General features: G+C 47.9%; 18 protein-coding genes. 8 read left to right on the plus strand and 10 right to left on the minus strand.

The window, feature by feature from the left end:
- The first annotated feature begins 17 nt into the window (after window positions 1-17).
- A complete protein-coding gene (gene uvrB, locus BCY86_RS07205; RefSeq protein WP_075277120.1) occupies window positions 18-2,057 on the plus strand; it encodes an excinuclease ABC subunit UvrB in 2,040 nt (679 codons plus the stop codon).
- An 18-nt stretch (window positions 2,058-2,075) separates the two neighbouring features.
- Here uvrB and BCY86_RS07210 read toward each other — a convergent pair whose 3' ends face one another.
- From BCY86_RS07210 to BCY86_RS07235, 4 genes are all read right to left on the minus strand, one after another.
- Window positions 2,076-3,173: a mannose-1-phosphate guanylyltransferase gene (locus BCY86_RS07210; RefSeq protein ID WP_083604261.1), complete on the minus strand. Its 1,098-nt coding sequence runs from the start codon at window positions 3,171-3,173 to the stop codon at window positions 2,076-2,078.
- Window positions 3,174-4,592: 1,419 nt separating this feature from the next.
- A complete protein-coding gene (locus tag BCY86_RS07225; RefSeq protein WP_075277123.1) occupies window positions 4,593-4,988 on the minus strand; it encodes an F-box protein in 396 nt (131 codons plus the stop codon).
- A gap of 119 nt (window positions 4,989-5,107) precedes the next feature.
- Entirely contained in the window at window positions 5,108-6,304 is a 1,197-nt protein-coding gene (gene nhaA, locus BCY86_RS07230; RefSeq protein WP_075277124.1) for a Na+/H+ antiporter NhaA, read from the minus strand.
- A 362-nt stretch (window positions 6,305-6,666) separates the two neighbouring features.
- Window positions 6,667-8,961 carry a tetratricopeptide repeat protein gene (locus tag BCY86_RS07235; protein WP_075277125.1) on the minus strand — a complete coding sequence of 765 codons (2,295 nt, stop codon included), beginning with the start codon at window positions 8,959-8,961 and terminating at the stop codon, window positions 6,667-6,669.
- Between the two features lie 230 nt (window positions 8,962-9,191).
- On the opposite strand from BCY86_RS07235, the gene BCY86_RS07240 reads away from it, so the two are divergent.
- On the plus strand, window positions 9,192-10,634 hold the full coding sequence (locus BCY86_RS07240; protein ID WP_075277126.1) for a hypothetical protein: 1,443 nt from the start codon (window positions 9,192-9,194) through the stop codon (window positions 10,632-10,634).
- Window positions 10,635-10,716: 82 nt separating this feature from the next.
- Here BCY86_RS07240 and BCY86_RS07245 read toward each other — a convergent pair whose 3' ends face one another.
- The 4 genes from BCY86_RS07245 to BCY86_RS07260 form a co-directional block, all read right to left on the minus strand.
- Entirely contained in the window at window positions 10,717-12,138 is a 1,422-nt protein-coding gene (locus BCY86_RS07245; protein WP_245776217.1) for a Glu/Leu/Phe/Val family dehydrogenase, read from the minus strand.
- Window positions 12,139-12,476: 338 nt separating this feature from the next.
- Window positions 12,477-13,316: a phosphatidate cytidylyltransferase gene (locus BCY86_RS07250; RefSeq protein WP_075277127.1), complete on the minus strand. Its 840-nt coding sequence runs from the start codon at window positions 13,314-13,316 to the stop codon at window positions 12,477-12,479.
- An 11-nt stretch (window positions 13,317-13,327) separates the two neighbouring features.
- On the minus strand, window positions 13,328-14,107 hold the full coding sequence (gene uppS / locus BCY86_RS07255) for a polyprenyl diphosphate synthase (RefSeq protein ID WP_075277128.1): 780 nt from the start codon (window positions 14,105-14,107) through the stop codon (window positions 13,328-13,330).
- A gap of 107 nt (window positions 14,108-14,214) precedes the next feature.
- A complete protein-coding gene (locus BCY86_RS07260; protein ID WP_075277129.1) occupies window positions 14,215-15,084 on the minus strand; it encodes a MaoC/PaaZ C-terminal domain-containing protein in 870 nt (289 codons plus the stop codon).
- Between the two features lie 133 nt (window positions 15,085-15,217).
- Here BCY86_RS07260 and BCY86_RS07265 point away from each other — a divergent pair, with 133 nt between their 5' ends.
- From BCY86_RS07265 to BCY86_RS07280, 5 genes are all read left to right on the plus strand, one after another.
- Window positions 15,218-15,931, plus strand: a complete 714-nt coding sequence (locus tag BCY86_RS07265) for a site-2 protease family protein (protein WP_075277130.1) — start codon at window positions 15,218-15,220, stop codon at window positions 15,929-15,931.
- 583 nt (window positions 15,932-16,514) lie between these two features.
- A complete protein-coding gene (locus BCY86_RS07270) occupies window positions 16,515-17,327 on the plus strand; it encodes a segregation and condensation protein A (RefSeq protein WP_075277649.1) in 813 nt (270 codons plus the stop codon).
- The gene (gene scpB / locus BCY86_RS07275) at window positions 17,324-17,932 is read left to right on the plus strand and encodes an SMC-Scp complex subunit ScpB (protein ID WP_075277131.1); all 609 of its coding nucleotides are present in this window, start codon (window positions 17,324-17,326) and stop codon (window positions 17,930-17,932) included. The genes BCY86_RS07270 and scpB overlap by 4 nt, the downstream gene beginning before the upstream one ends.
- Window positions 17,933-18,252: 320 nt before the next feature.
- Window positions 18,253-18,384 (plus strand): hypothetical protein, encoded by a 132-nt coding sequence (locus BCY86_RS10550; protein ID WP_275935822.1) that lies wholly within the window; start codon window positions 18,253-18,255, stop codon window positions 18,382-18,384.
- Window positions 18,385-18,616: 232 nt separating this feature from the next.
- A complete protein-coding gene (locus tag BCY86_RS07280) occupies window positions 18,617-18,874 on the plus strand; it encodes a hypothetical protein (RefSeq protein ID WP_075277132.1) in 258 nt (85 codons plus the stop codon).
- 760 nt (window positions 18,875-19,634) lie between these two features.
- Here the strand turns inward: BCY86_RS07280 and BCY86_RS07285 are convergent.
- Complete coding sequence (locus BCY86_RS07285; RefSeq protein ID WP_075277133.1) at window positions 19,635-20,015, minus strand: hypothetical protein; 381 nt, start codon at window positions 20,013-20,015, stop codon at window positions 19,635-19,637.
- A gap of 27 nt (window positions 20,016-20,042) precedes the next feature.
- On the minus strand, window positions 20,043-21,485 hold the full coding sequence (locus BCY86_RS07290; protein WP_245776218.1) for a TldD/PmbA family protein: 1,443 nt from the start codon (window positions 21,483-21,485) through the stop codon (window positions 20,043-20,045).
- Between the two features lie 207 nt (window positions 21,486-21,692).
- Here BCY86_RS07290 and BCY86_RS07295 point away from each other — a divergent pair, with 207 nt between their 5' ends.
- Entirely contained in the window at window positions 21,693-22,616 is a 924-nt protein-coding gene (locus BCY86_RS07295; protein ID WP_075277134.1) for an FHA domain-containing protein, read from the plus strand.
- Window positions 22,617-22,633 lie beyond the last annotated feature (17 nt).

A 22,633-nucleotide genomic window follows, 5' to 3' on the forward strand; every position in this document is an offset into this window, starting at 1 on the left:
AAGCGGCATCTAGGAACATGACACTTTTTCACCTTCACACAGCCTACCAGCCTAGAGGCAATCAACCAAAAGCGATCCAACAGCTCGTTGCAGGGGTGAACCGAGGAGAAAAGCACCAAGTACTGCTGGGTATCACAGGCTCTGGGAAGACGTTTACAATGGCTCACGTGATCCAGCAGACAGGGCGCCCAACGCTTATCCTTGCCCCTAACAAAACGTTGGCTGCCCAGCTTTTTACTGAAATGCGAGAATTATTTCCTGAGCATGCAGTCCAGTACTTCGTCAGTTATTACGATTATTACCAGCCTGAAGCGTATATCCCTACCACAGATACTTATATCGCCAAAGATGCTCTGATCAATGATGCGATCGATCGAATGCGCCATGCTGCCACTCACGCTCTTCTCTCACGGCGCGATGTGATCATTGTTGCCTCCGTTAGCTGCATTTATGGAATTGGAGATGTGGATAGCTATCACAGTTTGGTGCTTCGCTTGAAGAAAGGAGAGATGTTTCGTCGCGATCATCTGTTGCGATTGCTTGTAGATATTCAGTATGAGCGCAATGATATCGATTTTCACCGTTCATCGTTTCGAGTGAGGGGGGATATTGTGGATGTGTTCCCGGCTTACGAGCAGGATCGAGCGATTCGAATAGAATTTTTTGGAGGGCTGATCGACTCTATTAAGGAAATTGATCCGATTCGAGGAAACACCGTTCAATTGCTTGACGAGTATGTCCTCTATCCAGGCTCGCATTATGTAACGCATCAACAACAAATGCAAAAAGCCATTCAACAGATCCGAGAGGAACTGACAGAGCAATTGCAGTTCTTTGAAAAAGATGGTCGTTTGCTCGAGAAAAACAGATTGGATCAGAGGACCCAATACGACTTGGAAATCATGGAACAAATGGGTTTCTGTCATGGGATTGAAAACTATTCGAGACATTTGTCAGGTCGAAAAGCGGGTGAGCCCCCTCCTACCCTCATCGATTACTTCCCGAAGGATTTTTTGCTGATCATCGATGAATCCCATCAAACCATTCCTCAATTGAGTGCGATGTACAAAGGGGATCGATCAAGAAAAGAGACGCTGGTGGAATTTGGATTTCGACTCCCGAGCGCGCTCGACAATCGACCTCTTAAGTTTGAAGAATTTGAATCGATGGTTCATCAAGTGATTTATGTGTCCGCCACACCAGGTGATTATGAAATTAAGCAAACAGGGGGTGTTATTGTTGAACAGATAGTCCGTCCGACTGGCCTTATGGATCCGCCCATCGAAGTGCGTCCTGTTGCTGGGCAAGTGGATCATTTACTTGAAGAAATTCGTGGGTGCATCAAGCGAAATGAACGGGTCTTATGTACAACGCTTACAAAGAGAATGGCAGAGGATTTAACAGATTATTATCGCGATCTGGGGATCGCCATTCAGTACCTCCATTCGGATATCGATACACTCAAGCGAGTAGAGATCTTACGCGATTTGAGATTAGGTGAATATGATGTGCTTGTAGGAATCAACTTACTTCGAGAAGGGCTTGATCTACCTGAAGTTGCTCTCGTCGCGATTTTTGATGCAGACAAAGAGGGTTTTTTAAGGAATTCGCGTTCTTTGATTCAGACGATTGGACGCGCTGCACGAAACGTTCATGGGCGTGTCATTATGTATGCGGATAAGGTAACAGACGCGATGCGGTATGCGCTTGAAGAGACAGCAAGACGGCGACAACTCCAAGCAGAGTACAACGAACGGCATGGCGTGACTCCTACCACGGTAGTCCGAGCGGTCATGGATATTCCCCACACGCTGCCAGGGCACTCCAAGGGGACCTCTTCTCAAGATACCCACGCTCCAAAGGATGCATTATCCAATTCGAACCCGTTGAGTATAGAGCAACTCCGCATTGAAATGATGACCGCTGCTGAACAACTCGAATTTGAGAAGGCTGCGCACTTGCGGGATCAAATCAAGCTTCTCGAAGGTCAAAATCTCATTGCCAAATCAAAACCACAAAGAAAACGAAAAGCAGCCACCTTGAAAAGGGTTACATGACGATGTAACCTGAAGTGTCTATAACCACTCAAATTGCTTACGCTGTTGTAACTGTTCCACCACAGATCGAACTTCTTGAGATCTTTCACGGGGTACAATCAAAAGAGTATCTTCTGTGTCGACAATGACAAAATCATGTACATCCACCAGCGCAACGAGTTTTTTGGATGGATTGGTAGAGGACGCGTAATAAAAATTATTGGAAGCGCAGAGGGCAATCGCATTAGAGGGTAAAACGTTCCCGTGTTCATCTCGCACAGCAAGTTCCCAAGCGCTTGCCCAAGATCCTACATCATTCCATCCAAAGTCAGCTGGCACCACAGCAAGATTGGATGCTTTCTCCATGATTCCGTAATCGATAGATAAAGACGGTAAGCGAGGGAATACCTGATGGATGCTCTCTTCCTCTTCTCCTTGAAGAGCTGCTTGCTCGATTTCGACAAGGCCATCAGCAAGAGAAGGGATACTGTTTGAAATGGCCGCTTTCATCACTTTTGCTTGAAAACAAAAAATTCCTGCATTCCAAAGGTGTTTTTGACTGGCAACATATTTCTGGGCTATGTTGTAAGAGGGCTTTTCCGTAAACTTTTTACACTGAAAAGCATGAGGATCGATAGGATCACCCAACTCAATGTAACCGTATCCCGTCTCAGGGCGCGTGGGTATAATCCCAATAGTAGTTAAGTACCCCTTGCTTGCAACATCGAGAGCACGCTCGATCGTCTGCAAAAATTTTTGTTCGTCTGCAATAAAATGATCACTCGGGAGTACAACAATCCGTGCATTCTCATTCTGTCGTACAATTTTGAAAGTAGCCCACCCGATACAAGGTGCGGTATTCCGCCCAACCGGTTCAGACAAAAACTGAGCATCCACGAAGGTGGTAGGGAGAACTCTTTTCACCTGAGGCAACAAGTGTTGACTCGTTGAAATCAGCATACGATGGGAAGGAATAAGCGGGCTAAGCCGTCGAACTGTTGCAGCGACCATCGACTCATTAGGTAACCCTGCAAGAGGTAATAATTGCTTAGGGATGTGCTTCCGAGAGGCTGGCCAAAAACGGGTTCCAGCACCCCCTGCCAGGATGACAGCATACGTATCTTGTATTCTATTCACTTAATTCTTATCTTAATCAAAAAAGGACGGATCCTGGCTTTTCTTTGCAACCGGTCATGGATAGAGCGATCATTTATAGAATCGACTATTAATTTCCACTCTTCTAAGGCTCCTATTAGCCTGGAGAAATTCTTCTGTTTTTTCTTCTTCCGAGCAAATACCTTTACCCTTAAAAGTGATTCTCTTTAACTTTTTCATCCCTTTTAATGTCTCCAGACAGAATTCCAAATCCATTGACATCCTGATAATCTGAATTTCCTCAAGCTCTGTCAACTCTTTAAGCAATCCGAGAAAACTGATTAAAGTGCGATCCCTGAATGGATAAATGCTGGAGCCTCTTCTTTTCACTTAACAAGAGTTTCACACTCATTTCAGAGAAACTCTTCACTACCAGTGCTAGCTTTATTAAGCTAGGAATTATTGTCTTTCACCAGAGTGGCTAGAGCATCATCTGTTATAGAGGGAAAGCCCCACTTTCGCCTATCCCTAGCGACAGATTGACTAAGGGCAGCCACTGACACGCAGTATTCTTAAAAATTGCCACCCCCAAAATTACCTTCGGGCTTCAAGCTTTCAAGCCGAGTCAAATTTTCAATTCCAGGAAGCGCTTCGACAGGAGCTCCACCCCCTTGCAGTGTATCCCCCATTAATATACTTCCACCTTGGAAAAAGCAGTCAAGAGCATCTTAAATTCCTCTTGAGTGACGCTCTCTCCTCTTTCTTCACCCAAATCCTGTCGATAGGTGATGGACAATGCCATCATGCTCTCTTTCTACGTCTCGAATTGAATAATCGTGGTAATCTTCTCCAGCATCGCGACACCATTAAGATCAACGAATGGGCCTTCAAGCTCTAGGTAACTTGAGCGCAGCAAGGTGAGCGTTGGTAAATCCGGTTAAGCACAAACGAAATGGGGATTGGCCTATTTTTTCATTAAGGTTGGCAAGAGCCCCGCGAAATTAGCTCCTTTTACCTTCTTTGGAGCTCGAAAAACAATAAAGAATCCCCCTCTCGGATAGAACAATTGTTTTCGAAATTCCTCGTACTCCCTAGACACCAAGAGTGCGAAAGTTTCTGCTTATTCATCCATGTCTCCTCTTTCTATTCCCAATGTACAAAATCCAAATTCAATTCAACAGACCAAAGATACTTGGAGAGTACGGACTGAGGGTCCATAAGAATTTTGAGCCCTTCCAACGAGATGCGGGTACCCATGAGCACAAACTCTTGAACGGGCTGTTGTGCAAGCGCTCTAAAGTGCGCCTCTTTTTTCAGGTTATTCCTATTGTTCAGACTTACCAGGGAAATCACCATACGATAAAATAACGGATAGGCAGGCTTTCCAATATGCGGCAATTCAGAATCGTTTCCAAAGTCGGATAACCAAGGATAAACACGAAGCTCCTCATCATTGAGAATCTACCGGGAAGCCACCCATTCATTATTAATGGTGGTATTGGCGCTCGTTGCTTCGATTACAGCACGAAATCTGTGATTGACATGCCTCAATCGATCTAAAACTGCAATAGGTAGGCGTTCAAATATCTTGATCAGCACGTCATCTGACACGTAATCGAAAGGGGAGAGAGCCGGCAATCCATCTGAGCATATGGATAGCTCTTTACACTTGCACGGTATACCCGAGGGGATAGATGGATCTTTACGCTTGCGCAAGCGATTCGAGATGGAAGGTAGGCTCTCTTCTTCCTCTTCAGATTTAGACAAAATCACACTAGAAAAACGAACTGTCGCTTGTTGGTCATCTTCCAATCCCGTACAATCTAGGCCGGAAGAGAACAGGATGACTATCCACATCCATCCTTTTCTTACCAAGTTGGATTACATCACTCGCCCCCCTTTGATATATAAAATTTGAAAACACTTTCGACATACACATAATGCTAGTCACAAAGCAAAGACGTCCTCATCCTAATCTACGAGTGAGGTGAGAGAGACGATGATTCCGAACGAGGGATAGGAAGGAGAAGACGTCCCAACAAGATCCCTGCGCTAGCAGATAAGCTCGACCCTAGAAGCACGCCGCATTTAGCCATTTGAATAAATTCACTGGAAGCTGGAAATGCGAGAGTGGTGATCAGAAGCGACATCGTAAATCCAATCCCCCCTAAACTTCCCCCCACTATCAGCTCTCTGTACTGTTTAGACGAAGTCCCACCCTTTCGCTGATAGCAATGAATAGCTAGAATCCCTGCAGCGATGATCCCTAAGGGTTTCCCAACTAGAAGAGCAATGGTTATTCCTATGCAAATGTTCCAACTATCGGCATGTTGAACGGCTAGGCCTCCCAAGTGAATCCCTGCGTTGGCAAGTGCGAAAAGAGGCATGACCCCAAAGAGGACCCAGGGGTCGATAGTCTGTTGCATCTTTTTGGCAAACGAGACACTTCGAACTTGGATGGGGAGAAGGAGCCCTAGAATTAAACCTGCCAACGTAGGGTGGATCCCCAATTGCCAGACCCCAATCCAAATAAGTACAGCCGGGAACAAGTAGGCTACCATCTGATGGATCTTGCAGGTGACCAGGAGCCATATGGCACAAAGGCCTGGAAGGAACCAAACAAGACCCAATGATGACAAGTGAGAAGAATAAAAAAGTGCAATTGTAACAATAGCACCGATATCATCTAAAACAGCAAACGTAAGCAGAAAAATACGTAATGAAGACGGGATGCGTCTTCCAAGAGCCTGGAGTACTCCTACTGCAAATGCAATATCTGTTGCAGTTGGGATCCCCCATCCTCGCCGCGCATATGGATCCGTGTTGAAATAGCAATAGATGAAGCATGGCACCAGCATTCCTCCAATCGCACTCAAGGTGGGGAGGGCCAGGTTTTTCCAAGAGGCAAGCTTTCCTTTTTTCAATTCGCCTCGAATTTCAAGCCCCACTCTTAGAAAAAACAGCGTCATTAGTCCTTCGCTGACAATAAAATGAAGCGTGAGCGGAGTCGTTTGAGGATTTCCAAGAATAAGCGGCGTATTCCAAAGCGAGGTGTACATCGCAGCAAAAGGGCTGTTGGCGCTAATGAGCGCAATACACGTAGCGATCAGAAGAATCACCCCACTCGCTTCTTCTTTTTTTGAAAAGCGGCGAATGAAGTCGATCAAAGCCATATCAGCCTTCTACACTCCGTGATCATGTTGCTCCAATCTACTGCATTCATTCGAAGCATGGGAAAAAAAGACCTGCAGGACTCCTCCTCTGTAATCATCTGTTCAACCTCAATGAAGAGCGTGGGGCGGAAAGAGTAGCAAAAAGGGTGCAATGAAAGCACATGACTCTAAGCAGCTGCCCCCATTCTTCATTAAGAGAAAGAAGAAGCAACACATTGAGATGCAGGAGAGAGATGCCACGCATAAGTCTATACGTAAACAAGCCTTTTAAAGACTTTAACTTAATATAGTCACAAGGATAAGAAATGTAGGAGAGGAAAGATGTTCTTTGTTCCATGTATAAAATGTTGAAACGCAAGTTCTCATTGAATGAGGTGGGTGGCTTCCTCCTCCGGCAGTAGACCAGCCAATTCTGAATGCCACCCCTTCAGAAAATCACGCGCCACACTGAATTCCACAAGCTCCATTCCAGGCCCTTCCAACACTTCCTTAAACCCTTCTGCAGCTCCCGCTTTATCCCCTGCGATCAGTTTATCCATGGCCATGTAAAAAGAAGCCTCCGCACGCTGAATAGGGGTGACTGCACTCGCTCCAAGCGCCTCAGCCTGAATACGTCCTGCACCGAATGCAGCGAGTCGGCCGATCCAGCTCTGTTGTTCCTCCAACACTAAATCGAACACACGATCTGCCACCCCATCGCTGGAGGTATTGAGACGCCGCTCCAATAGCCTAACCCATAAGGCATAGTAAACTAACATATCCACCTTGAGATCAAAAGAAAGAGCACGCCCCAATCCTTCCCTCCCCTCCGCAAGATTTCCATGGACAAGCGATCGGCTAATCTGAAGCGAAAGGGTTTCGGAAAGCTGATTTTTATCAGTAGGGGTAGCTTCCAAAGCTCGGTCTAATGCCTTCCGAGCGAGCTCCGCTTCTCCAAAGCGATCGAGAATACGACACAGCATTCTCTCCGCATCTGCCCGCACTTCATCTGAATTCCATTCACGCGCCTGCTTGGCCGCTTTCAAAGCTTTCACCAGCGGATCCCGCACCGCAGCAGCATCTCTCCCTTTTTCCACAGCCATATCACTCCTATAGAACAAGACATGGACCTGAAACATCGGGCTCTGAATTGCATCCTGCGCTTGCATCGCCTCATCTAACTTCGCGAGAGCCTGAGAAGAATACCCTTGATGCCACTCAATGCGAGCGAGAGGGAGAAGGGCTTCGGCTAATCTTTCCTTCTCCAAAGCTCGATAGAAACAAAATCGCGCTTCCTCCATTTGACCACTACGCAATTCAATCTTACCCATCATGATATGAATATGTTCAAGGCCCGGCTGAAGCGGGATAGGGGTGCCGAACTGCACCTGAGATTTTTTTTGAATCTCCTCTACAAAATCAAAAAAGGGTTGAGCAGATTGATAAACTGCGCGCGCGGATTGCTCCTCCTCTTCCAACTCCAATGCAAGCCCCATTGCACGCATAATCAAACCTAATGACCCCTCGATGAGATGGGATTCCGGATGGGCTTTGATTGCTTTCAACAAAATGGGGGCGGTGGCTTCACCTAAACCATAAGTCTGCAACGCAAGGGCAACAGCTTCTGCAGCCTCCGGTAAGGTAGGATCCAAACGATAGGCTTCTTTCATCAATTGGAAAAGAACCGCCATCAGCCAATCGCTCCCTATCCACTTATCCCATTGCCCCTCTCTAACCTCTAAAGCAGCTCGCAACAGTCGAGCCATATGGAGATACGCCGTAGCATCCTGTTTTATGGTAAGCGATTGAAGCGCTATCAAGAGCTCTCGGGGTAGGATTTCCGAGATCCTGGAACCCAACAGAGTCGAGATAGCACCGCTCGGGTCCCTATCATACAGGTAGATAGAAGCGAGAAGTGTAGCCCCCATCCTCAAGGCGCGCGTCCCTTCTTCCGCTTCACTGCGCGACAGCTCACCACGTGATAGCATTAGATGCGAATCTCGCAAAGCGAGAGCCTGTTCGACCCATGCTCTGACAGCGCGAACAGCCCCTTCCTTCGAATCAGCAGTCGGCCGCAAAAAATACCGTTGAACATAAAAGCGTGCAAGAACACTCGCTCGGCTGATCGGTCCTCCTGACATTGTTTGATCGAGCCAATCCTTTAAAATGATCAGGTGCTCTCGAGCAGAAGCCCGATCTGCAGAGGACCCCACCTGGGAGAGGAGTTCATAAAATGTCCACGCTCTCCCTTCATCCCCCGCTCGGGCCACCTCTTTGATGGCACTTCGAAGCACTTCGACGCCATAAGGGCCGAGCACATCGTGGGTCAACTCCCTTTGATCACTCATAAGGTTTACTAGATAAAGGACATCATAAAAGGCTCTCAACCCTTGTTCAGGCCGACGTTCTGCGAAGTGAAAGGCTGCACGGCGCATCTGCTCCGGAACAACTTGCACAAGGAGGGAGACATTCTCGTCCGCTCGAGGGTCGTTGAGCAGCAGTATGAAGAGTGCCTGAGATCGAGTACTTAGTCCTGTGCGCATCGATAAGGGGACAGACATCCTCATCGTCCCTGCCTTTTTTGGATCAGAAATCCCACCACCACTAGAAGATGTGTGTGCACATCCCCAGAGGAGCAGCACCACGCTCGCCCACACCCACTTCCTCTGATCACACATCACAACCTCTTTCTTCTTTCATGTTCCTCGACGCTGCTTGGATTTTCTTTTCACTTAACCAACGATAAGACACTCTTTCCAATCGATTACACTTATCAAAATTTAAAATGGCCACTTTTTATTTAATATAAGGAGACCTCCAAAAACCATGTAAAAAGCATAAGGTCCTGTGAATATTTGACACGATCCAACTTCTCTGATGGATCGTACTCGTTGAGGGCCCTTTTTCCATGTTTTTTCCTGCCCAAAGTCAGATCCACACGTTTCATCCCCTTCGATTCATTCTCCCCCTTCTACATCTCTTGCTCTTGGGGGCAATAGTTTCGGTCACGCATACAGTCAAGGCACAAGGAGGGAGGGAACCCCAAAAAACCATCACGCTCTGGCAGACTTTGGTATTCTCGAAAGAAGAGGGGACAGCTCCAGTCATCCCCCCTCCATCTGAACTGTTTCTCCTCCTCAAAGAGCTGGACTCTATTCTGTGCGAAGGGCTCAAGGAGCTTGGATTTACCCCTCTCGCATCCCCCGCTACAGAAGAGGAAATCGAGAACATCGAAGAACTCCAGAAAAGCAACCAACCTTCTGCAGCAACTCTATCCTCATTCGATCTGGCATCAGATGCATGGCTTATCAGCCCACGGGTCCAGATCATGGGGGCTGATCGGGCTCTTTTAACTTTACTTGTAGTCTCTTTCGATCAGAAGACGTGGAGGGCAGTATCCGAAGAAGTCACTTTATCCCACCTTTCAGTTCGAAGCCTTTATCTTCTCCGTCAACTGATCGCATGTACAGAGAACGACACTCCTGCCTACGCTGCAAGTCCACCTCACTTCACAACAAAACTGCCAACCTCCCTTGCACCTGGCCGTACGGCGCTCGCAGTCAATGGAAGTCTATTTGGAGCTTATGTGGCGCGGAGTCTACAAGGGGAAAGCCAGTCAATTGACCACCGGATTACATATCCATTGATGGCATTAGGAGTAGGGCTAGGACTGGGAGGTTCTCTTTTGATCGCAGAGGAATGGGACATTGGCGTTGGAGATGCGTGGTACCTATCTGCAGGAGCATGGTGGGGCGGGATATCAGGACTTCTACTCAGCCCTCACAAGCCAACCCATGCTTGGGGATTAGGGGGGAGCCTGATAGGACTCAGTCTGACAACAGGCGTACTCGCCTACTTCGGAAGAGTAGACGAAGGGGGGGCAACATTAACCCATTCAGGAGCCATGTTAGGCACGTTCTTAGGAGGACTAGGAGAATACCTATACCAAGGGACAACTTACCCATTCCCCCCAACAGGTGCTGGCTACGGCGCAGTGATAGGTCTGATCATAGCGGGGGTGCTTACCCAGTCCATCCAGACTACCCCTTCACAAGTCCTCAGTATGGACATTGGGTCAGGAGTGGGATGGATTGCAGCCGCAGCAGCGATCAGTCCATTTCTTTTCGACATAAGCACCCCAGAAAATACCAGGATCTTCATAGGTACTACTCTTGGTGGTATGATCGCAGGAGGGACCTTAGGCTGGCTCGCTGCGGGCAACGTAGAGAAAAAAGCGGATACGTCTTCCTCTTTCAACGTTCTGCCCATGATAGACAAGACAGAAGGATACACATCCATCTCCCAAGAGAATCCCACTGTCTATGGAGTCTCTGTTGCTGGTGTCTTTTGATCGCGATCCTTTGAAAACGAATTAAAAAAAGAGCGCCCCTCACGAGCGCCCTTTCTTGATTCCACGCTATACGCGGCTCCTATTATGGCAAGACCTCTCTTTCTTTATAGACAGTTTCAATCCTCTGCAGAGCAATGGCATAGGCAGCAGTGCGAAGATCTACCTTCTTATTTCTGGCAAAATCACTGACCTCACGATAAGCACGCTGCATGGCCATTTCCAATTTCTCATCGACTTCTTCAAGGGTCCAATTCTCAGACCGCTTGTTCTGGATCCACTCGTAGTAACTGACCGTCACTCCACCAGAGTTTACTAAGACGTCGGGCAGGAGTTCAATTTGGCGCTCCAGAAGGATCTTCTCCCCTTGAATAGTCGTAGGCCCATTGGCCCCTTCCACCACAATCCTACAGGAAAGAAGATTGGCTTCCGCTTCACCAATCTGATTCTCCAGCGCGCAGGGAGCAAAGATATCCATCTTCGTTGCGAAGAACTCGTCTCTTGTAATGGTCTTCCCTCCTGTATAACCGGAGATTGACCCATTAGCGCGGACATAATCCTGAAGTTTATGGGCATTGAATCCTTCCGGATTATAGAGATATCCGGTGTGATCTCCAACCGCCACAGTAGACACACCAAGCCGAGCGAGAATCACAGCCGCGTTGGAGCCCACATTCCCAAAGCCCTGAACGGCCATCGTCGAGCCTGCAAGGCTGTACCCTTTCTCTTTAGCCCATTCGATAAGGCAGTACACCAACCCCTGGCCTGTAGCCTTCTCACGACCGAGAATGCCACCGCTGGATATAGGTTTCCCTGTGACAACCCCTTTCACTGTCTGCCTAGAGGAATTGCCAACCATATTGGAATAGGTATCCATCATCCAAGCCATCGTGCGGCTATCCGTCCCCACATCAGGAGCAGGGATATCGTATTCAGGCCCGATTTGCTCCCCTAAGGCATAGGTGAATCGACGGGTAATTTTCTGCAATTCATGCCTGGAAACCGCATGGGGATCAAATTTAATCCCTCCTTTCCCTCCACCAAAGGGGAGACCCATCAAAGAGCACTTCCAGGTCATCATCGAGGCAAGCGCTTTGACATCATCCAACGACACATCAGGATGATAACGCATACCGCCTTTGAAAGGACCTAATATATTGTTATGCTGAACGCGGTAGCCTTTAAACAGACGGACTTCGCCGTTGTCCATACGAACGGGGAAATTAACAATGATTTCATTCTTCGGTTGAGAAAGAATGATTTTGACATAAGGCTCTAAATTGATAACCTCACTTGCTCTCTCAAGGTATGTCTGAATTGTTTTGTGAAAATCATACTCTTTGGTTGGCTGGGCCACCATAGCTCGTGCCTCAGGAGTGGAAGGGGATGAGGACAATTTTGAGGATTTGCTGCGCGTCGGAAGAGATGATACCTTAGCAGAAGAAGACTCATGAGAAGGGGAGGTCCACGATTCCTCTTCTTTAGGAGAAAAATTTTGAGATTTCACAGGAAAAAACTCCTCTACTATTGGATCGATGTCCAACAAAAGTATTAAGGTTAGCTTCTATGCTTTTAGTTTAGAACAAGAACAATAAATTTCAAGCTTCACCTTCTCAATTATACATGAGCAAATTGAGGGAGATAAAAGTTCCTGTTCCAGTCAACAGCTAATGTTGATGACAATTTCATTTTAACTGTATCCATGCAACCTCAATGATTTTGCTGTCCAGATATCAGTAAAAGCATCAATTGACAATCATCAGATATGTTTCGTTGATCTATCACCTCCTCTTTTGAACAGTCGCGAATCTTGATTTGTACAGACTCGCAAGCCCTCTCCATCAGTCAAAGTGCACCAGGGTAATCCTGATACCAAAGCGTGTAGAGATAAACCGTAACACCCGTCAAGAGAAGAGCGTCTACACGATCCAAAATACCCCCATGCCCTGGAAATAACCGGCCTGAATCCTTCACTTGAGTGGATCGCTTAATAGCCGACTCAGCCAAATCACCTGCTTGACCGAGAACTCCCGCAACACATGCGAGCAGTACAGCATGGGAGAGATTCATGGAGGGGAGAAACCAAAAGTGAGCAAGTAGCGCACCGCATATACTGCCCACCAAACCACCCAATGCCCCTTCCACGGTCTTTTTAGGGGATACCGCCTCGTACAGTTTGTGTTCGCCTAGAAATCGACCGACGAAATAAGCGGTGCTGTCGCTCAACCACGCAAAGAGCAAAGCGAGAAGAACATACCGAGATCCTGCCACCAGATCGCGACGCATCACAGCCAAAAGAGAGAGAGGAAGTGCTGTCAAGAACGGTGCGATCCCCAACGCGCATGCGCGCAAGGAAACCGTGGCCATGTTTCCAAGGCGAAGCAGGGGGAGCAACCACCCAATCAGCGGCACGCAAAGAAAGACAGAGCAGAGCAGCTTCGGTTCACAGCGGGCCCAATAGACAGCCACACTCACGAGAAAGCCCAAGCTGACTCCAACGCTCTGCGAAAAAGGATCCGAAGGGTGTGTCATCCTGAGAAATTCCCAGCATGCTGCCATCGAAGCGGGCAGGATTATCCCCCCAAAAAACCAAGCGGGTGCAGCATAAAATAGAAAAAAACAGAGAAGGGGGACCCCTACAAGAGCAGTCAAGAGACGTTGCGCAAGGTTGGAAGAATGTTTCATCAAATGTCAGGTCAGCTGGCGATATGTTTTGGAGCTATTGTTCTCTCTTGACCTTCACCCGCTGGGGGCTCCGCGTGGCCTGCTACTCCAAAGCGCCGCTCACGGGATTGGAAACTTCGAATCGCAGCATAGAAATCGTCTTCGGAGAAATCAGGCCAAAGAACATCGGCAAAATAGAGTTCTGCATAGGCGAGTCCATAAAGAAGGAAATTTGAAATTCTGTACTCCCCACTGGTACGAATAATCAAGTCAGGATCACCCATCATTAAACTCGGGACGTGTTTTTGAAAAACCTCCGTATTGATGTCCTCAACACGCATTTTTCCTTCCATCACAGCATGGACAATCGATTTTGCAGCACTGACAATTTCTTCACGCCCCCCATAGCTCAAAGCAAGCGTCAAAAGCATCTCCTGATTCCCTGCGCTTTCACGGCAAAGGGGCTCCAATACGGATCGCACATCCGCGGGGAGACGGGATAGGTTCCCGATCGCATGCAAGCGTATGCCATTTTGTAAGAGTTCTTCACGTTCAGAGATTAGGAAATCGTGGAGAAGACGCATCAAAATTTCGATTTCCCCTAGAGGACGTGCCCAATTTTGCTCGCTGAACGCATACAGCGTAAGGATACGCACACCAATGCGACGCGCAGCACGAACGACTTTTCTAACGGCTTTTGCCCCTTCATGGTGACCACGAATGCGCGGCAGGCCATGTAACTGAGCCCAACGCCCATTTCCATCCATGATAATTCCAACGTGTGAGGGGACTGAATGACCTTCAAACAACATCACAAGTATTTGTTGCGGTACCACGAGGAAGATTTGAGAGCAATGAGAGGATGCATTTAATTGACCTCACCGATCTCTTGACCACAGCCGGTCAACCGCAACACCACTCAGCAGAAAAGCTCATCTGAGCCTTCTTCTGCTACCACAGCATGAGCCCCTCCCAACACAGCTTCCCGCGTCTCTTTGACACTGATCTGAAGAGCAATAATCCCTGGTTCTACCCTCCAACCTTGGGTCACCAGGGTATCACCAGGCCAAACCGGCTTTCGAAACAAACCTTCCACTTTTACAATTTTTGTAGCATCCCCTCTAAACATGCCCTTGGCTATATGGCGTACTATGTAACCAAATGTACATAAACCATGGAGGATGGGGCCCTTTTCAAAACCAGCCGCACCCGCGAATTCAGGATCGATATGGAGCGGATTGAGATCTCCAACCAAGCGATACAAAAGAGCCTGTTCAGGACTCACCGATTCCTCTACATGGAAATCCGGCTGCTTGTTTTTGGGAATGGAAGCTTTTTTCTCTTCCTTAGGAGGGGGCTCTCCTAATCCACCCTCTCCCCGAAGGAGAATGGAAGAGGTTGTAATCGCTAAAGGCTCTCCACGATCATCGGTCGTCAGTGTATCCACAACGAGTTTTGCAAATTTTTTCATATTGTACAAGGCTCGGATGGTCGCTGTTGTCCACAAGATCCCTGCTGCCGCAAAAGGCCTATGAATCCGAACAGCTTCTCCAGCATGAATGATGTTTTCCCAGGTAGCACCTCCTCGCTGTAGAAGATTCATCATCGGCTGGAATTTAGGCACCACCGCAAAACTGGGATATACTTTAGGACCTCGCTTCTCGTATAAATAATCAAGCTCATCCTTTTTGGAGCCGATCCCAAGCGCATACAGGACGGTATCTTTCCAATCGTATTCCATCCTCACGGGATCCATAGGCTTGCCCACTAACCCTAGATCAAAAGGCATCCAATCTTATCCTTTCTCATGAGTCTCTTTATCTATATACGACATCTCCGAGAAGATTCCCACATCTTTCAAAAAGGATCTAAAGAACTGCAACCGACTCTTTTTTATCTCATGCTGGTAAAGAGCTGATAGGATGAACAACGTGTTTTTCTATGATCATCCGTTTGTGATCCCCACGTATATCCAGGAAGTGGTGCTTCAATTAATCCCTGTCGTCCTTTCCCTTACAGTCCATGAATACGCCCATGCGCAGGCTGCTCTTTTGTTGGGAGATCCAACCGCAAAGGAGAAAGGGCACCTCACCCTTAACCCCAAAGCGCATATCGACCCCTTAGGAACCCTTTTCATCCCTGCCCTCTCTGTCCTCAGCGGGGGAGGAGCTTTCCTAGCCTGGGCTCGTCCAGCCCCTTTCCGGGTCGAACGCGTGCGTGCCCCTATCCACCCGCGGCTTGCCTCAGCTGCTGTAGCCCTCGCTGGTCCTCTAGCCAATCTCCTCATGGCATTGATCGCAATAGCCGCGATCCAGTTGGCTGGCCGATTGCACTGGATCGAATATCCCTCCTTATCCGTCCCATTGGCTCCGCGAGGGGAAGGAGTACTGGCCTTCCTCAGCTCTCTGTTCACGCTCAATCTCGCGTTGACTTTCTTTAATCTTCTGCCCATCCCCCCTCTCGATGGAGCGAAACTTCTACCCCCTTTTCTCGATCGATTCCAACGAATGCTCCGCCCCTATGGATTCGGAATTCTGCTCGCTTTTTTCTTCTGTGCGCCTAAATTGGCTACCCTTGTTTTCTATCAACCGATCGAATCAATAGAAGTACATCTTCTGTCCTGGCTTGGCCTCTAATTCCCTATCCAGTCACATTCGTCTCCCCCTCGATCAGTAGAATGAATCACGGAACTGTACAAAAGAGAGCGCAAGTCCAACTAACGGAACCAGATGCAAGGGCATGTGTTCTCTAGGAAGCATTCATGGGCTTGTGATGGTTTCTAGGGGATAAACAAACCCACGCACACATATAGACGGGTATGGGTAGGCAGCTGATCTTTTGGCTTCTGTGGTAGGATGTGCAGAATGGGAGAAGAAGCAGCAAGCAACGTCTATCCTCTCCGAAGATTAAGGTTTCTTATGACTGCAGCTTTGGGGGACAAAGAAAAGAAGAAAACAATTGCGCGAAGCACTTGCCAAATTTAATGAATTTGATGAGTCTGCAAAATCACCACTGTTCCTTTCGTTCTTGAACGGATATTCTGACACTTCCTTATTGCCTCGGTGAAGTCAAACCTCTTTTTTTAGATCCAACTCAAAGGTGCAAGCGTTGGGAGGTAATGGCGTGAGCCCAACTGTTAGGAAGGACTTTCTAAAATTATTCATCCAATCAAAAAATGAACGAGTTCATGAATGATCCATGCGCATCCTCTAAATGCCGATGAACCCCTCACCGACAGCCAATGCATCTTCCGCTCATGAGAGCAAGTGTTTCCTAACCCTCCCCACCTTCGAAGGACCTCTTGACCTTCTGTTGCACCTTTGTCAGAAGCACGAGCTCGATATCTTGGATGTGCCCATCGCTTTTGTCACAGCGAAGTATCTCGACTACCTCGCGCTGATGCAGCATCAACATCTTGACATTGCCAGTGAGTACCTTGTGGTGGCAGTGACACTCGCTCACATCAAATCGAAGATGCTCGTCCCCTCCCCCTCCCTTCAAGAACAACAAGAGGCGCAAGAGCCAGAAAGAGATCCCAGAGAGGCTTTGATCCTACGCCTACTCGAATACCAAAAATACAAACAGGCCGCTCTCGAGCTTTCCCAATTCCACCGAGAGGGGGATGATGTGTTCTTTCGAGCACTTCCTCCCGAAGAAAATAACCGTTCGTCTCTGCCACCAGTTCTTGCAAGCGGTTCTCCGTTTGCTTTAATGAGTGCACTCCACCGATTGTTTTCCAAAGAGCGCATCAAACGAGTGCATACCGTGACAGTAGAACCGACCACTTTAACAGAACGCATTCAACAGCTAACTCATCTTCTTCTCGAACGCCGCCATTTTGCTTTTCACGAGCTCTTCAAAGGGATAGCCACACGAATCGAACGCGTGATCACGTTTCTCGCATTGCTTGAAATGACGCGATTGCATCAAGTGCATCTGATGCAGGCCACTCCGCTCGGCCCCCTTTACATCCACGAAGTGGAACCCAAGAAGAAAGAAAAGGAACTGAATCAGGAAAACGATCGCGCATGAGTTCACTGAATAAAACATCCAATCAGACCGATTCCACATCACCTGAAGAAAGCTCTGATGACGATCATCCACCCGAGTTTTCTCATGACCATCTAAAGGGGCTCCTCGAGGCTCTCGTTTTTGCAAGCTCTCAGCCTCTGACTACCACAGAACTTACGAAGATTGCGCCTGCCTCATCCAAACAGATCAAAGACATCCTCACTGAACTCAAGCAAGAGTCTCAATCGCGAGGGGTTCAGCTGAGAGAGATCAATGGCGGATGGATATGGTGCACCCACCCCGCATTCGGTTCATTTGTAAGGAAGGTCAGCAACCAAAAACCGACTCAACTTACGCGTGCCCAATTAGAAAGCCTCGCGATCGTCGCCTACCGACAGCCGATCACACGACCTGAAATCGATGAAATTCGAGGGGTGGATTCTGGACCCATGCTGAAAATTCTACTCAAGCACGATCTGATCCGCATTCTCGGGAAAAAAGAGGAACCCGGACGCCCTCTCCTTTACGGCACAACCTCTTATTTTTTAACGCTCTTCGGCCTTAATTCCCTCGAAGATTTACCATCCCTCCACGAATATACCCAGCTAGAAGGGGACCTATTTTAAGAAGGCGCATGCTTTGGACGCGTCTGCTCTCTATCTTTCACACCAGCATACCCATCTTAAACCGAGACAACCACCGAACCACCGTACTTGTCGAAAGAGTAATGGCAAACACACAGACTGACATGTGCCGGTAGCCCATATCGAGCAGGATTGCAACGAGCTCGAATCCCCAAGTCCTTCAATATCTTTCGCTATTTCATGACGAAAGCAGAGAAAAAAAGGCAGAAAGTTGCATGAGGATTAAGACATATCAAAACATATGTATCTTTCTGGATGTAGGCAAGTTAACAGCAAGCTATTGACTGTAGTGAGGAGCTATCATGAATAAGCAGCAACAGTGTGTCTATGTGTTAAGTACTGCCTTGTTGGTAGGTTGTGGGCAAGGAACAGAAGGGCAAGAAGTTGCTTTTGGTACTGCTGCTTTTGCCATCACGCAGAGCGAGCCAGCCTAGGGTCTAACAGCTCAACACAGGAAATATCAATAGAAGCTTGTATGCGCCAATTGGCTGAAGCTTTAGTAGTGATGCCTTCTACCTACAGCGCAAGCGAGTAGCCCTATCACAGGGGTGGAAGTGTTGATTAAGGTGGAATCGACATCCTTTCCCCTGATTGCTCAACATGAGTTCATGACAAGAAACAAAAAGCCAACTAAAGAAGAGTACCGATGAAAGGGAAGCACGGATCATGCTGCATGCGCTCCTACGACAGGAAATGCTGAACCCTCCCTCCCCACTTCAGAATACTAAGCCTAAACCTTCTTACTTATCTGCCAAATATGGATTTATTAATTTTCAAAGCAAGTTGACAGTCGTTGGTCCGGAAGAGAAAACCAAGAGGAATCGCACGCTGTTCGCCAACGATATGTACGGAGATGTGATTCTTAAGTTTAATTTGGATTCAATTCGAAAGCTAGAACGACTTACACATCCGGAGATATCCTAGGGATTGCCTCGCATAGTTGAAGCGACCAGTTTAACTTTCGACCACTTAGCGATTTGAGCAGCATCGTTAAGATACAAACGGGAGAGAAAACATCACCAAGTCTCCCCTATTTTGAAGCGCAGATATGGAGCCCTATCTCTTTCGCACAAGATATCACAAGCCAGTTTATCTGATTTCTCCAGAACGCTACTACGATATCCATCCTTTCTACTCTATATCGAAAAAAATGCGATGCTTTGCATAATGAGAAGTGTGAGCCCTCTATGCCTTTATCTGCTAAACAACTTGAAGAGAGACACTCTATTTTAAGGGGAGGGTGCCTTGAACAATAATAAAAAGGGGAAGCTCTGTCTGTATGATGAAAGAAAAGCAATCGCTTCCAATGTTGACCACCATGCGCACTCTGCCAAGAGACAGAGAATTGAAAGAGTAAAAGCAAGCAAAATGAACCCCGCTTTTTTAAATTTGGTCAAACTATTCGTCTGACGATGCTCATTTTGCAGCAGATCGATGTATTTTAATCATGTCGGATGTTTTGCCAGAGCAAGAGCAGGATCAATAAGCCTCTAGCTACGAACAACTTAATGATAGGCTGCGTTGCCGGCGCGGCAACGATAGCGTTCAACCTTTTTAAGGACTAAAGCGGATATGTCCACTTTGAATTCTTCCTTCCCTGCTTGATCATGGATCCCGTCGCGAGTAGCAATCGGGTACTCATCCAATCAGCCGCAGATGATGATGGTCAACAAGCCCTATCCCGTTAACTACTGTGCACTGCAGGCGGCTTAAGGCAAGTTTCCGAAAAAGGGGGGCAAGAAGAGGTTCTTTCCGGTGCAGCCACTGGATCAGGGTAGTCGGCAGCTACCTTCTCAACCGCTGTACGCAAGACTTGGTGCACTACGATTTTTCGAATTCGAAAAAGTGTCCACAGCTGAGGGTCGGCAAGCACCTTCACGAGAAGATCTGCCGCGAGAAGAGGAGTGGAAGCCGGAGTCATTTTCTTTTGGATCAGTTCATTCATCTGCTGCACATATTTTTTTTTGGAGAAGAGTTCCCCTTTCTCCCATGCGAGGACGGTTGCCCGATCCACACCAAGCGTCTTGGCAAGGCCTTGGGCAGTGCAGGCAAGCTGACGCCGCACCCCTTCCCTTTTTGCTCAGGAGCCATCCTATTCTCCCGCCACGGTCATCTTCCCCACGCGAATCGTTGGCGCAGCGATCGAGGTACGCAGATCCAGATCGCTCCCTACCGCATCAACTCGCTGCCAGAGCTGATCGAGGTTGAGAGAAATGGTGACCTCACTCACAGGGAATGCAAGCTCTCCCCTTTCGATCCAGAAGCCACTCGCCCCTTGAGAAAAATCGGCTGTCACTGGATTAAAGCCAAATCCCATCAAGCTCGTGACGTACAGGCCTCTCGGCGTCCCCTTGAGAATTGACTCCTTCGAGTCGACCCCAGGCTTTAATACCAAATTGGTCACGCCGGGAGAGACCTCACCTCCTCTCCCTCGGAATGCATTGGCCGTGCTCTGACGCGAAAGTTTGCGAGCAGCGTAGCTATCGCACAAATAGGTGCGCAAAATGCCATTTTCAAGGATGGTATTGATCCTGCTCGCAAGCCCTTCCCCATCAAACGCTCGAGAACCAGGGGCACGAAGGAGAAGAGGATCATCCAAGATGGTCACCATTGAACTGGCCACCTGAGTCCCCTCGCGATCAGCTAAATAGCTAGCCTTCTTCCAAATAGCATTCCCCATGATGCAACACGACAACATACTGAGCAACGTTCGGGCAGCTTCTGGATCGAAGATCACGGACACTTCACAAGTTGGGATAGAACGCGCCCCTAATTTCTCAAGGGTGCGACGGGCAGCTTCTTGACCCACTCGGATTGGATCATCGAGTTCGTTCAAGAAACGTTTTGCAGTCCAATGGCACCCTCTCCTATTCTTGCCTCCTTGATCGGCGGCCAACGGACTTACGCTGAGCGAATAGTAAGAACCCGTGGAAATTCCCCGGAATCCACCAGACAGGATCATCGCACGCCCCCCCAAGGTACAAGCAAAGGTAGCCCCCTCGCTATTGGTGATCCGTGAGTCAAAAGCAAGCGCTTCCTTTTCAGCAGCAGCAGCTAGCGCAATCGCCTGCTCAGTTTTAAACTCATGAGCACATGGATCGAACAGTTCAAGATCAGGTTGTTTTGCTGGATTACAGAGAAGCGAAGGAGGGGCAGGCCCTGCACATTCGTCTTCTTCCGCGAGCTCAACAAATTCCAACGCATCCTTGAGGAAACGCTCCAGTCCCTTTCTAGTCAGATCGCTGGTCGATGTCGACACAACCCTCTTCCCTTTCATGACTCGCAACCCCACAGAGCGGGTAGTCGATTGTTCGACTAGTTCTGTCTTACCCATACGCACACGTACCGATAAATCCGCTCCCGAAAGGAGCACGCATTCAGCAACACTAACCCCCCCCTTAAGAGCATTCGAGACCATTTGATCGCCAAGCTCCAGAAGGGTGGTTAATTCAGCAAAAAGAGGGATATCCATAAAGAAAGAAGCATAGCTCAACTCTTGCCAAGATACACCTTCTTTTAAGGCTAAGCGAAACATGCGATCGATCGTTAGTCAATCTGCGTTCCGCCGCAATTAGGATATATCCAGAGTGCTTTTGATAAGCTATAATGACAATCGGACACGCTTGATCCGACAAAGAAAAGAGCTTGCTGGCATTGACAGACAAAAAAGTCTTCTGTTTCGATACTTCCTTGATCGAACAAAATTGATAGGAATATCACCTTCCTTAAGTTCAACAGACCCATGTGGCAACTAGTCATCCAAAACGAGGAGAAGCATCAGACCACGACAATCAGGCTATCCTGTCAGGAATACAGTATTGGTCGCGATGAGACGAATGACATCCGTCTGAAAGAGCGCAATGTCTCGCGCAATCACGCCCTCCTCCAATGCCACAAGAATAAGCAACATTCTTATCCAGACACTTATGGATTCTTGCTCAAGGATCAAGGCAGCACCAATGGGGTCTTTGTCAACGGCATGCGCTTAGTAGCTCCTTATGAGCTCAAAGCAGGGGACCGGATTCAGATCGGTGATTTTAGCCTCCTTTTTGAAAAAATTAAAGATGCCCCGATGCAGAAACAACCGAACGATACTACCCGCTCTTATTCGCCACGCTTTATCCAAGTTTCCAATCCTGTGGAGATTCACCAATTGACCCCTCGGTTGATCATGCTGGTGGGTCCTACGCCTGGGAGCCAGTTTGTGCTTGACCAGCCAGTGATAACCATAGGGCGCAGTAAAGATGCCCACATTCGCATCCATCACAATTCCGTATCACGATTACACGCAGAAGTGCACTGTATAGGAGAAGGAAAGGCTGAGATTTTAGACAAAGGATCAGCAAATGGGATTCGTATCAACCATGTACCAACCAAACGAAGCATCATGGATACTGGGGACACCATTGAGTTGGGTGACATCCGCTTGATGTATGTAGGTCCTGGACAAATATTCTATCCCGATAAAACTGAAAGCGAACAATTGGCCTCAATTGGCAACCGCACCACCAATACGATCACCACTGGGCTGTGGCGAAAAAAAAGAGTCATCTCTTATCTTTTATTCGGTGTGATTATCGTAGGAGGAATTATCACTTTATGGCTTATTTTTCACGTTTGCTCTCCACTCCCCTCTCACACTAACTTTTCCAAGCCCCCCAATTGAACCACCTTAAAGACTTG

Origin of the sequence: Pajaroellobacter abortibovis (assembly GCF_001931505.1) — a bacterium.
In the GTDB taxonomy this organism is placed as follows: domain Bacteria; phylum Myxococcota_A; class Polyangia; order Polyangiales; family Polyangiaceae; genus Pajaroellobacter; species Pajaroellobacter abortibovis.